This window comes from Nocardia miyunensis NBRC 108239 (genome assembly GCF_001613065.1).
In the GTDB taxonomy this organism is placed as follows: Bacteria; Actinomycetota; Actinomycetes; order Mycobacteriales; family Mycobacteriaceae; genus Nocardia; species Nocardia miyunensis.
This window is the reverse complement of the sequence record NZ_BDBQ01000078.1, coordinates 1-11,904: the sequence shown is the minus strand read 5'-3', so window position 1 is coordinate 11,904 and position 11,904 is coordinate 1. Positions and strand designations below refer to the sequence as shown.

Genomic DNA, 11,904 nt, shown 5'->3' with positions numbered 1-11,904 from the left:
AATATGAATCGGCACAACTGGTTTCGGCAATACGGCGTCTATCTGCTCCGGCTGTACTGGGAACGGCGCACCTATCGCACGGCCATGGTGCTCGGCGCGGTGACCAGTGTCGTCGGGCTGGCGCAGTTCGCCTTCATGGGCACGTTCCTACAGCACGGCAACACTTTTCCGGAGATAACCCGATACGGCGGGAATATCGTCTCGTACTTCCTGTCCGGCACCGTGTTCACCGGATTCGTCGCGGTGGCCCTGCACGGCTTCAGCCGATACGTGCAGGAGGAGCAGATGACCGGAACCCTGGAATCGGTGGCGGATTCGCCGCCGGGAATCACCCGGATGATGATCTTCTCCGCCGTCACCGGCTGCCTGGCCACCACCATCGGATCGGCCGTGATGATGGGCTTGTTCGAGGTGCTCCTGGGATTTCGCCTCGATGTGAACGTCGGCGGGGTGATCGTGAGCCTGCTGCTGACCCTGGTCGCGCTCGGCGGATTCGGGATGGCCGGTTGCGGCACCGTCCTGGTCACCAAGCGCGGTGATCCGGTGACCTGGTTCGTGGTGACGACGATGACGCTGCTGTCCGGGGTGCTCTACCCGGTGGACGCGCTGCCCGGCTGGATGCGTACGGTGGCCCATTTCCTGCCCACCACGACGGCCCTGGATCTGCTTCGGGCCGCACTGCTCGGCGGGGCGAGTATCCGCAGCATCCTCACCGCGGCAGTGCCATTGGCGCTGTGGGCATGTCTGAGCGTGCCCACCGGGGCGCTGCTGCTGCGCTGGGGTCTGCGCACGAGTCGGCGACGGGGCTCACTCGGCCAGTACTGACGCTATCCTTTCGGTCGAGCACTGCTGGTCACCGGACGGGACGTCCGGACGAGCCGTACAGGGGGGCGGAGTGGGTCCGATCAACGTCGCGGTCGTGGACGATCAACCCCTGGTGGCCTCGGCCTTCGAGATGCTGCTCGCCGACGAGCCGGATTTCCGCGTCCTGCCCGGCGGTCGGAGCGGGCGCGACGCGGTGCGGCTGTGCCGCACCGAACCGGTCGACGTGCTGCTGCTGGACATCCGCATGCCGGAGATGGACGGCGTCACCGCGACCCGGGAGATCACCCGCGCGGGCCCGCGCCCGCGGGTGATCGTGCTGACCACGTTCAACGTCGATGCCTATGTGGTGGACGCGGTCGCGGCGGGCGCTGCCGGATTCCTGCTCAAGGATTGCGAACCGGCCGAACTGCTCGCGGCGATTCGCGCGGTGCACGCGGGCGGTGCGGTGATCTCCCCTACGGCCACCACCCACCTGTTCGACGCGTATCGGCGCGGCCAGACCGCGCCCGAGCAGCCGCCCGCGGGACCGGACACCGGGACGCATCAGGCCCTGGTCCGGCTGAGCCCCCGTGAGCTCGACGTGCTAGGCCTGATCGGTACCGGGCGCACGAACTCCGAGATCGCCGATCAGCTCTGCATCGCGGAGACGACGGTCAAGACGCATGTGCGCAATCTGCTCACCAAGCTCGAGTGCCGGGATCGGGTCGCGCTGGTGGTGCTCGCGCACGCGGCGGGGCTGGTGCGCTGAGGGCTCATCCCGTGGGAGGAGCCCGCCGCCGGATTCGTCCCGCCGGAGGAAGCGGCGAATGTCCCTGTGCGCCGACACTTTTCGGGTGATAGTCGATATGCAGCAGATACGCAAGAAATTCGGTCGGACGCAGGCCCTGAGCGACATCACCCTGTCGGTCGCACCCGGGACCGTGTACGGACTCCTGGGGCCGAACGGGGCGGGAAAGTCCACGACGCTGTCCATCCTGCTGGGGTTGCTGCGACCCGACGGCGGGACGCTGCGGTTGTTCGGCCGGGAGTGGAGCCGCCAAGCCCTGGCCGGAATCGGCGCCTCGGTGAACGGACCCAGCTTCTACGGGCATCTGTCGGCTCGCGGGAATCTGCGGGTGCACGCCCATCTGGTCGGCGCCGGTGACCGGGAGATCGATCGCGCTCTGGCGCTGGTGGATCTCACCACGGTCGCGGACCGGCGTGCCGGAGGGTATTCCACCGGTATGAAGACCCGGCTGGCGACCGCGATCGCGCTGCTGGGCGATCCGCCCCTGGTGGTGCTCGACGAACCGCAGAACGGCCTGGACCCCGCCGGTATCCGGCAGATGCGCGAGCTGATGCGGTCCATCGCGGCCCAGGGTCGCACGGTGTTGTTCAGCAGCCATGTGCTCTCGGAGGTCGCGGCGACGGCCGACCACATCGGCTGCATCGTGGCCGGGCGCACCGTCTTCCAGGGCACGCTGGCCGAATTCGCGCCGACCGGGAACATCGAGAATTCGTACTTCGAGCTGTGTGGGGTGCGGGCATGAATCCGATGGGTGTCCTCGTTCCCGGATTCTCCGAGACGCTGCGGTCGCAGGCCCGAATCTGGTGTCGCGCACCGTTGCTCGCGCTGCCGGTGGCGGCGGTGATCTACGTGGTGCTGGCCGTCGGCCTGCAAACGGCTACCGGCACGACGACCTGGGCCGATTCGCTCACCTATCTGAACATGTGGGTGGTCGCGGTGGGACCGCTGTTCGTGGCTGTCCAGACCGGCACGATGGCCACGCTGGACCGGCGCGCGCGGTCCGGCGGCGTCGATTTTCGTGCCGTGCCGCCCGCGACGTTGCGCAGCGCACGGCTGGCGGTGACCGCGACGTTGTGCCTGCTCGCGCACGCTGCCGTGGTCGTCGCGACCGGTGCGGCGGGCATCGCGGAGGCCCAGGCCGGCGCGGGGACGGCGGTCCTGGACGGTGCACGGCTGCTGGTCGTGCTGTGGGTGTCCTATCTCGGTTACTGCGCGGTGCTGACCGTTGCGGGCGAGATCGCCGGTATGGCGGGATGTGCTGCGGCAGGGCTGGTTTTCAGCGCGCTGGGCACGCTGTATGCCGAGTCGCCGAGCTGGTATCTGGTCCCGCCGGCGTGGATCGTGCGCCCGGCCCTGACGCTCATCGGCACGCATGCGAACGGTGTCGGTCTGGGCGGTGACCGGATAGCCCACGGCTGGGTGGCGGTGCTGCTCGGTGCGCTGGTCGCGGTGCCGGTGCTGCTGCTCGCACCCGGCGTGCGCAGCGCCGTCGAATCGGCGCGGTATCGGCTGCCCGGAGGGCTCGCGCGGTCCGGCCGCGGTGGCCGAGATCGACTGCACAACAGCCCGATTCGTGCGCTGACGTTGATTCTGCGCAGTTCCTGGGTGGGCGCGCTGGTGGTGGGCGCCCTCGCGGCGGTCATCGTGACGCAGCAGCGGTACGAGCCCGGGGTGGCATACGAATTCTTCGCGCTGCTGGTGCTGCCGATGGGCTGTGCGGTTCTGCCGGCGATCTGGATTCCGCGCCTGCGCAACGGGTTCCGTGCCCTTGCCGTCCGGCCCTACGATCCGCGCAAGCTGGTGGTCCGGTTGACGCTGATCCTGCTGGCCACCGAATCGGTCGTCTGCGTCGTCGTCGGAGCGGGTGCGATCCTCGCGGGTCAGCGTCTCGGACTGGCGGTGCAGTGCACCTTCGTCTCGGCGGTGATCGGGGCGATGCTGGTCATGCTGGGCGCGGCCGTCACCGCGGCGGCCGGACGATCGGCCGGCCTGCTGGTGGGCGTCGTGGGAACGGTGTTCGGGGCGCTGGTCGGCGGCAGCGGCCTGGCCGGGCAGCTCGGACCGGTCGTCCCGTGGGCGTGGGCGGTCCTGTTGACACCGGCTCGGGCGATCGTCACCATACCCATCGCCGCCGTGGTGGCGATCGCCTGCGCACTGCTGGCCAATCGGGCATTCGCCCGGCGGGTGGCCGGGATATGAAGTGCGACAAGGTGTTCGGAGTCACCAGTGCTCGGCCGATTCGGCGTACCGGGCGCCGACCGGCAGCCGGGCGGCCAGGCGCACCCCGGACGCGGTGGCGGCCACGTCCAGCGTGCCGCCGACCGAGGCCATCCGCTCGCGCAGCCCGGCCAGGCCGCGGCCCGCGTCCAGGTTGTGCGGGACGACGCCCACGTTCTCGACGATCGCCACGCACTCGCCGGATTCCAGCATCACCGCCACCGTCATGGTGGCGGCGGGGCCGGCATGTTTGATGACATTGGTGACCGCCTCGCGCACCACGCGCAGCACGGCCAGGCGGGTCGCCGCGGGCCAGGCCCGTTGCCAGGCCGTGAGCGTCTCGTCGGAGGGCAGATCGTCCCGGACGGTGATCCCGGCGGCGCGGGCCCGGCGCACGGTGTCCCGCAGGTCGGTGAAGGAATCCGCGGACGCCGTCCCGTCGTGACCGTCCCGCAGCAGGCCGACCAGATGCCGGACGTCGCCGAGGGCGTCCTTGGAGATGTCGGCGACCGTGCGCAGCACCTCGGCGGTCGATTCACCGCGACGCTCGGCGACCACGAGCCCCATACTGGCCTGTGCCCGCACCGCGGCCAGGGTGTGGCCCAGCACATCGTGCAACTCGGCGGCGATGCGATTGCGTTCCCCGGTCCGGGCCGCTTCGAGCTCGCGATCATGTGCGGTGCGCACCGCACGTCTGCGGCTTCCCCAGATGAACGCGGCCGACAGCACCACGATGTGGTAGGCCATCGACCATTTGTAGTTCTCCGTCCTGATAGCCGGACTGCCGAGACTCTCCACGATGCCCACCATCAGCCCGGCCGGGCCCCACCACCAGGACTGCGCGTATTCGGTGACCGCCATCAACGAGATCGGGGCGAAGATCAGGATCGGCGGGACGCTCAGATAGATGGGCGACAACTGCGCCGTGAGCGCCATGCCGCCGAAGAGTGCACAGGTCAGCACGAATGCCGGGACGGGCCGGGTGCGCCGGATGAACACGGCCGGCGCCACGCCCGTGGCCAATACGGCAAGGCTGACGTACTCGATCGGATGCTCGTGCACCGTCAGGGCGACCAGCAGCCACGACACCGCTGCGAACAACAGCGCGATGATCCCCAGCACGATGTCTGCGCGAGGGATCGCGCGATACGCGGCGCCCATCGTCCCCCCGTTCCGATGACGAATTGTTGTCGCGGGAAATGATAAAGGCGGCCCACCTGTCGGGGGCCGCCTTCATCGGTCAGATCACTTGCTGATCGGGCACCCGCAGGTCGCGGTCTGCACGGGGCAGGTCTGCATCGCGCCGGTGACACAGCCGGGAGTACACAGCGAAACGCTGGTGACCTGCTTGGCCGGGCCGTCCAGGCCGATCGAGCGAACCTGGAAGTCGAGATCGAAGTCCGACATTGTTTCTCCCATCAATTGTTTTCGCGGAAGCGGTTTTTCGCTTCTACGACGAGCCTTCCAGCGCTCGTTCGCACCGCGATCACATCGCAATCGCAATTGCTCACCCCGCGATACGCACAGCGTCGGACCAGGTTTGGATGCGCCCGCCGAAGTTGGTGGCTGTGACGACGCAGACCACATCGGCCTTCCGCTGTGCCACATCGGCATTCGGGATGTCCGCGGAATCGGCTCCCGGTATCGGAGTCATGACCGGAAGCGTCCCCATCCAGCCGAGCGTCGACCAGCCGACCGAGGTGCTCGTCGGCCGGCGTCCGCGAACCGGATCCCACTGCGGCAGATCGCAGTGCAGCGATCCGTGCACGCGTCGCACGACGGGCTTGCCGGTCGGGAACGGTTCGAATTCGCCGGGCGATCCGAGGATCCAGTCCTGAAATGCGGTCGCGTCGGCGAACGCCGCGATCGTGGGGCTGCACGGCTTGCCGAGGGTCTCGCCGCCGAAGCTGAACAGCCCCGCCAGCTCTGCGCGGCCCGCCCGAAAGGTCACCGCGGGACTGCCACTGTCGCGCCAGCAGGTGGCGACCGAACGGGTGACGGTGTCCTGGGCGCACATCACCGACTTCGCGTCGACCGTCGCCGGGGTGCCCGCCGCGCAGTCGGCCTGCGATACCACCGTAAGGTCGCCCCGATGCAGCGTGTCGTCGCGGTAGTCGGGATCCTCGAAACCGACGATCTTGCCGGTATTGCCGTGTGCGAAAAGCGAAACCGTCGTGCCGGGCGCGGGGCGGCTCGGCGCGATCGGCAGCACGGGCACACCCGTGACGGGCTTGTCGAGCAGGATCACCGCCAGGTCGTTGCGCGCGCTGGCGGAGCCCACTGCGGCGTCGATCGGCGTCGGCAGGACCGTATAGCCCGGAGCCACGACGATTCCCCGCACGCCACGTTCGATACCGGGATCCTTGGACAGCACGCGGGCGTCGATGTGTATCCGCATCCGATTGGGATCGACATCGGCCACACAATGCCCGGCGGTGACCACACGATCCGGACCGACCAGTGCCGCACCGCATTCGGCGGTGTCGAACAGCGAACCCGTGCCGATGGGATCGATCGTCGCGACCCACTGCGCCGTGTTCGGGTCGGTGACGGGAGTCCCGTTCGATATGGCCTGCGCGATCCCCGCCGACGGCAGGAACGCGACCGCGGCCGCGACCCCCGCAGCGAGGCGACAACGCACCCGATTCCTGCGCATAGCGTTCCATCCCAGCCCGTTCGTCATGACATCAGTATCGAAAAGCGCTGTGCCGCAACTCTTCCTCCGAGCGGAGGAAATACGACGAAGGGCTCCTCCCGCAGGAGGAGCCCACCGGGATGAGAACACTCAGATGGTCACCGGATCGCCATACACCGCGACCGTGTCGTCCGACAGGGCCGATGTGGTGGTCAGGGTGGCGTAGGAGCGGATCGCCGCCGGGCCGAGGCATCCCTGGATCCTGATGTCGGTCTTACGGACTCCGATCAGGGCGTGATAGTTCCGTACCGGGCCGGTAGCGAGCGGGACGTCGATGACCGATCCTGGGTCGAGCTCGAGCGAGACCTGTTGCTGGACGCTGATTCCGGGATACAGAACGGCCTGGGTGAACTCCGGCGGCTTGTCCGGATGCGGTGTGACCGTAATCGTGGACGCCGGTGCTCCGGCCCCGTTGATACCCAGGACCGAGATCAGGCCGCTGAGGGTGGTCGACAACCTGCCGAGGGCGACCGCGCAGCCTATCTGGTACCCGATGTGGATCGTCCCGTCCCGCAGCCGCGCACGGCCTCGGCGAGACAGTACGGCGTATGCCTCGTCGGTGACCAGAGCCTCACGCGTCGCCGAAACACCGACCGTGAGCCGTTGAACCTGTTCCGCACGAGCCCCGATGACGAGCGTGCGGCCGTCCGCGGTGCGAACGGTTCGCTCGTGCGGTGCGATCTTCATGACCTGGTGCGCATCGACACCGGGAACGATATCGGCCGCCGCGGACGGAAGGTGAGAAGCCAGAAATATCGAGGCGACCACACCGGTCGCGATCGTCAGCCTTGTGCGCATGTGCGGAGATCCGTGCCGTCTACAGCGCGATCGGAGCGCCGTAGACGGCCACCGAGTCGTTCGCCTCCGAGGACTCCGCCGCAACGACCGTATACGCGCGAATGGCCGCCGGGCCCACACAACCGTCGATCTTCACGTGCACGTCCCGGTTGGTGACATACGCCTTGGGGCCCTCGAGTTGCTTCTTACCCAGCGGCAGATCGACCACCTGTCCGGGCGCGAGGTTCACCGAGAAGCTGGGGCCGATGCTGGCCGAGGGGCCGATGTTGAGCACGGCACTGGGCGAGAGTATCGAGGCGGTGCCGATCATCGTCGTGGGCGAGATGGTGATGCCGGGCTCGAAGCCCGCGCTGAACGTCACCCCGGCGGTCACCGAGGTGAGATTCACCGCGCAACCCAGGTGGTATCCGGTCTCGAGCACCACGTCCTTCAGTTTCGCCCCCTTGCCGGAGAGAAATCCGTACGCCTGATTTGTCACGAAGACCTCGCGCGTGCTTCCGATCGAGTTGAGTGGTGGAACCCGGTTCGCCGACTCCTGCTCATGCCCGACCGTGAGCTTCCAGCCATCGGGCATGGTCACGCTCTGTTCGTGCGAGGGCAATCGCAGCATCTCTGCACGGGCGGTCGGCACTCCGATCGACAGAGCGGCCGAAACGGCGGCCATGGGCATCAGGAAACCTACGCGCATAGTGGGTTCTCCCCCAGAATTCGAAGCTGACCGAACCGGACCCGCGTGGCACGGTCGGACTAACGGAGCGGAACGCTAAAGGGGCGAAACATCCCTGACAACAATCGAGTTCGGCGCTGGCGGCAATCGCCGAGGTAGATCCGATCGGATGGATGTACGGTCCGGACGACCTCGCTCGCCGCCTCGACGGCCGAGGTCGGACGAGCGTGTCCTCGATGATCAGGGTGCCGAGACTCGGCAGTAGCATCCGCCGCCGAACTGGAACGCACTGGTGCCCGTAGCGCGGCGCGGAGATCGCCGCGTCCGCGTCGGCGGGCGAAGTCCGCGGTGAGAGGCTACAACAGGGTGTCGGCGCGGCGGCCGATGTCGTGCAGGCGGCTCGCCGCGGCCCATTGGTACTGCGGATCTGTAGCTCCCGGAAGGTAATTCAGGTCGAAGAAGATCTCCTCGATGCCCGCCGCGGCGAGACGGTGGATATCGGTGGTGAGTGGGTCTCAGTGCGGGCGCGGACGCCCTGCGGTCCGGCCGTTTGTCCTGGTTGCGGGGCCGAGTCGGCACGGGTGCATGGATACAACCAGCAGACGGTGGCGGATGTGCCGCTCGATGGCCGCCGGGTGGTTGTCCGGGTGCAGGTCCGTCGGCTGGCATGCCCGACGACGGGCTGCCGCAACACGTTCCGTGAGCAGGTCCCGGGTGTGCTGGAGCGTTATCAGCGCCGCACCGCCCGGTTGACCGGGCAGGTCCGGTCGGTTGAACTGGCCGGCCGCGCCGGGGCGCGGCTGCTGGAGGCACTCTCGGTGAGACTGTCACGGCAGACCTCGATCCGGGTGCTCCTGCGCGTCCCGTTCCCGCTGCGGCCGAGCCCGAAAGCGATCGGAGTCGACGACTTCGCCCTGCGCCGTCGGCACACATATTCGACGGTCATGATCGATGCTGAAACCCACGAACGCATCGACGTACTGCCCGACCGCAAGGCCGAACCCTCGCCGGCTGGCTGCGCGCACACCCCGGTGTCGAGATCGTCGTCCGTGACGGGTCGACCGCATATGCCGAGGCTGTGCGGCGGGCACTGCCTGCGGCAATCCAGTCATCGGACCGATGGCACCTGTGGCACGGCCTCGCGCAGGCGGCCGAGAAAGTCGCCGCCGCGCACTCCCGCTGCTGGGCGGCCACCGCCCCGAAACGGCAATCCCTGGTCCAGGAACAGACCACCCTCGAACGCTGGCACGCCATCCACAACCTCCTCGATCAAGGCACCGGGTTGCTGGATTGCTCACGGCGGCTGGGACTTTCGCTAGATACCGTGAAACGCTACGCGCGGGTGCCCGAGCCGCAGCGGCTGCGCCGCCCGCCCCAGTACCGGGCCTGCCTGGTCGACCCCTATCGGGACCACCTGCGTGCTCGCCGCGCCGCCGAGCCCGGCGTCTCGGTACCGCGGTTGCTCGCCGAGATCACCGAACTCGGCTACACCGGCGGCCAGAACCTGCTCTACCGGTACATCAACCAGGACGACTCGACGGGGACCGCTCACTTCCACTGCAGACTGCGCCAAGTATCCAACACCCGCGCCTGTCGGAGGTGTTGTATGGCAGGCTGGTTCGCATGCCAGGGGGTGAAGCCGTCGCTCTGCGGAGCGTTTCGTCATTGATCAAACCGGCGATGATGCTGTGGCGGTGGTGGCGGCCCAAAACGGATAGGGTAGCCATCGCGTCGCTGTCCGATGAGTTGGCGGCAGCGGTACGTCGGGAAGAACAACGGCTGCGTGACCAGCTGCGGGCAGGACCGGGTGAGTTCATGCACGTCGAATTCACCGCCGCCGCACGATATCACCCCGCAGGGGTGATCGACTCCGCCGAAGTATCGGAAATCGCCACCTACTACGACCTGCTGCCCACCACCAAAAGGCTGGCCATACTCGGCGAGCCAGGCGCCGGTAAAACCGTAGCCGGCACACACCTGGTCCTTGGACTACTTGACGCCCGACGCGAGTTACCCGATGCCCGCCGCGCCGAAGAACCGGTACCGGTCCGATTCAACGCCGCCAGCTGGAATGGGACAGAAGACCTTTCCGGGTGGCTGACCACACGACTCGGACTCGACTACCGCCTACGTCCACCCCTAGCGCGAGCCTTGATCGAAGCCGGGCAAGTCCTGCCCGTGCTCGACGGTCTCGACGAGATGGACGCCGACGACACCGAAGAGCCCCGGGCCCGCGCGGCACTGGACCGTCTCAACGAAACCCCCTGGAGGAACCGGCCGGTCGTCGTCGTATGCCGCAGCAGAGAGTTCGAGAGCCTGGCCCACCGCGGCGGCGACAATGGTCTGCACGGCGCCGCGGCCATAACCCTGCGTTCCTTCGCGGCCGATCAGATCGAAATCTACCTCAACACCTATCGCCAGGCGGTCGGTGCCACCACCCCCGCCTGGGACAGGATCATCGACCAACCCGACGGACCGTTGGCGACTGCCCTGGACACCCCATGGATGCTCGGACTCGCGGCGGTGGCTCTGCACCACACGCCGGATGCCGCCGATCAGCTGATCGGCTGCCCCGACTCGGACGCAGTCCGTGGTCTGTTGTTCGCCGCGCAGATCCCCGCCGCAGTGGCCGGAACCACACGCAACGGCTCCTTCCGCAACTACAGCAGCGACAACGTCGAAACATGGATGCAGTCATTGGCCCGATGCTTGGACCATCGCCGCGACACCGGCCGCGACGGCACCAGCATCCGCCTCGACGAAATCTGGGAAATCGCAGGGACCACCAGTTGCCGACTCCTGCACGTGCTCGCGGTAATGCTTGTGGCCGGGCTGGTGATCGGTCCCTGGGGTGGGCTCACAGGCATACTCTTGTACGGGCTTCCAGTCATAATCACAGCCGCGATTTATAAGTACCCCCCGGCGAGACGCATAGCGTGGCGGGTGCCAGGACGATCGAGATGGCGTCGCGGGCTCACGACCGGACTCGCGGTCGGCCTTTTCGGGGCCACATTCACCTCTTTCGGGCCCGCGGTCGGACTCGCGGTCGGACTAACTGTCGGCCTTTCAGTAAATGAGAAGGACCGGTTGCGTCTTTCGGTCGACGAAAGAGACCTCATCCGTGCCGACATCCAGTTCACAGCCTTGACGGCTGGCCTCAGCGGCCTCGTCACCGGACTAGGCATACTCGCAACCGTGGTGGCGATCAGCCGAATAGCCCAGTACACAATCAGTACGATCGAATTCACAAACGTCCTCACGATATGTTTCGCGGCCACGCTCTTGTTAGGGCTCGCGGTCCTGCTCGCAATAGGAACCGCATCCAGTCGGTACTTCATCGCGACACTGGTCTTCCGATTCAAAGGGCCTTTTCCGGCCCGCCCCAGACTGTTTCTCGACTGGGCCCGGCGCAGTGGCCTCCTCCGTGTAACCAGCACTGCCTACCAGTTCAGGCATGAAACCTACCGGCAGTGGCTGCAACAACACCGAACGAATGCGGAAACGCCTTCAAGCCACCAGTGGTTGGCAGATGAGAGTCCCGAGTCCGACAAGCTCTCGGAGTCATCGTCCTCCCCCTGGGCGGCGGATTGAGTTGCCCGGGCTTGCGTTTTTTAGGAGATGGAGACATTCCAAGATCGTCACCGGCATCGACGACCACTCTCGCTACATCGTCATCGCCCATGTCGTTGTCGTTCCCACCGGGCGCGCGGTCGCGGAGGCGTTCGTCGCGGCTGGTGCGCGGCTACGGGGTCCCCTCAGAGGTGTTGACCGACAACGGCAAACAGTTCACCGGCCGGTTCACGCGCCCGTTCCCAGCCGAGGTGCTGTTCGAACACGTCTGCCGCGAGAACGGGATCAGCCAGCGCCTGACCAAACGCCGATCACCCACCACCACAGGCAAAATCGAGCGGTTTC

General features: G+C 67.2%; 10 protein-coding genes and 2 pseudogenes. 7 read left to right on the top strand and 5 right to left on the bottom strand.

Going from position 1 to position 11,904, the window contains the following annotated elements; translation table 11 throughout:
- Positions 1-3 precede the first annotated feature (3 nt).
- The 4 genes from NM2_RS31665 to NM2_RS31650 all read left to right on the top strand — a co-directional run bounded on the left by NM2_RS31665 (position 4) and on the right by NM2_RS31650 (position 3,811).
- Positions 4-825, top strand: a complete 822-nt coding sequence (locus tag NM2_RS31665) for an ABC transporter permease (RefSeq protein WP_067676657.1) — start codon at positions 4-6, stop codon at positions 823-825.
- A gap of 70 nt (positions 826-895) precedes the next feature.
- A complete protein-coding gene (locus NM2_RS31660; RefSeq protein ID WP_245718308.1) occupies positions 896-1,573 on the top strand; it encodes a response regulator in 678 nt (225 codons plus the stop codon).
- A 58-nt stretch (positions 1,574-1,631) separates the two neighbouring features.
- Positions 1,632-2,354, top strand: a complete 723-nt coding sequence (locus NM2_RS31655; RefSeq protein WP_174575709.1) for an ABC transporter ATP-binding protein — start codon at positions 1,632-1,634, stop codon at positions 2,352-2,354.
- The gene (locus tag NM2_RS31650) at positions 2,351-3,811 is read left to right on the top strand and encodes an ABC-2 family transporter permease (RefSeq protein ID WP_157121430.1); all 1,461 of its coding nucleotides are present in this window, start codon (positions 2,351-2,353) and stop codon (positions 3,809-3,811) included. The genes NM2_RS31655 and NM2_RS31650 overlap by 4 nt, the downstream gene beginning before the upstream one ends.
- Positions 3,812-3,832: 21 nt before the next feature.
- Here NM2_RS31650 and NM2_RS31645 read toward each other — a convergent pair whose 3' ends face one another.
- From NM2_RS31645 to NM2_RS31630, 5 genes are all read right to left on the bottom strand, one after another.
- Entirely contained in the window at positions 3,833-4,990 is a 1,158-nt protein-coding gene (locus NM2_RS31645) for a sensor histidine kinase (protein ID WP_067676651.1), read from the bottom strand.
- An 84-nt stretch (positions 4,991-5,074) separates the two neighbouring features.
- Positions 5,075-5,236, bottom strand: a complete 162-nt coding sequence (locus NM2_RS48025; RefSeq protein ID WP_083895979.1) for a gallidermin/nisin family lantibiotic — start codon at positions 5,234-5,236, stop codon at positions 5,075-5,077.
- 100 nt (positions 5,237-5,336) lie between these two features.
- Positions 5,337-6,512 (bottom strand): S1 family peptidase, encoded by a 1,176-nt coding sequence (locus tag NM2_RS31640; protein ID WP_067676648.1) that lies wholly within the window; start codon positions 6,510-6,512, stop codon positions 5,337-5,339.
- Positions 6,513-6,614: 102 nt separating this feature from the next.
- Positions 6,615-7,322, bottom strand: a complete 708-nt coding sequence (locus NM2_RS31635) for an MspA family porin (protein WP_067676645.1) — start codon at positions 7,320-7,322, stop codon at positions 6,615-6,617.
- A gap of 19 nt (positions 7,323-7,341) precedes the next feature.
- A complete protein-coding gene (locus NM2_RS31630; RefSeq protein WP_169816271.1) occupies positions 7,342-7,986 on the bottom strand; it encodes an MspA family porin in 645 nt (214 codons plus the stop codon).
- A gap of 506 nt (positions 7,987-8,492) precedes the next feature.
- On the opposite strand from NM2_RS31630, the pseudogene NM2_RS48020 reads away from it, so the two are divergent.
- The 3 genes and pseudogenes from NM2_RS48020 to NM2_RS31610 form a co-directional block, all read left to right on the top strand.
- A pseudogene (locus tag NM2_RS48020) lies at positions 8,493-9,666 on the top strand (ISL3 family transposase); the annotation flags it as partial.
- A complete protein-coding gene (locus NM2_RS31615) occupies positions 9,655-11,580 on the top strand; it encodes an NACHT domain-containing protein (protein WP_157121428.1) in 1,926 nt (641 codons plus the stop codon). The pseudogene NM2_RS48020 and the gene NM2_RS31615, both read left to right, overlap by 12 nt.
- 37 nt (positions 11,581-11,617) lie before the next feature.
- A pseudogene (locus NM2_RS31610) lies at positions 11,618-11,904 on the top strand (DDE-type integrase/transposase/recombinase); the annotation flags it as partial.

What these genes read in the sequence shown, in the direction of transcription:
- NM2_RS31650 (WP_157121430.1), top strand. Translation starts at nt 2,351, where the DNA reads ATGAATCCGATGGGTGTCCTCGTTCCCGGATTCTCCGAGACGCTGCGG.
- NM2_RS31665 (WP_067676657.1), top strand. Translation starts at nt 4, where the DNA reads ATGAATCGGCACAACTGGTTTCGGCAATACGGCGTCTATCTGCTCCGG.
- NM2_RS31645 (WP_067676651.1), bottom strand. Translation starts at nt 4,990, where the DNA reads ATGGGCGCCGCGTATCGCGCGATCCCTCGCGCAGACATCGTGCTGGGG.
- NM2_RS48025 (WP_083895979.1), bottom strand. Translation starts at nt 5,236, where the DNA reads ATGTCGGACTTCGATCTCGACTTCCAGGTTCGCTCGATCGGCCTGGAC.
- NM2_RS31630 (WP_169816271.1), bottom strand. Translation starts at nt 7,986, where the DNA reads ATGGCCGCCGTTTCGGCCGCTCTGTCGATCGGAGTGCCGACCGCCCGT.
- NM2_RS31640 (WP_067676648.1), bottom strand. Translation starts at nt 6,512, where the DNA reads ATGACGAACGGGCTGGGATGGAACGCTATGCGCAGGAATCGGGTGCGT.
- NM2_RS31635 (WP_067676645.1), bottom strand. Translation starts at nt 7,322, where the DNA reads ATGCGCACAAGGCTGACGATCGCGACCGGTGTGGTCGCCTCGATATTT.
- NM2_RS31655 (WP_174575709.1), top strand. Translation starts at nt 1,632, where the DNA reads ATGTCCCTGTGCGCCGACACTTTTCGGGTGATAGTCGATATGCAGCAG.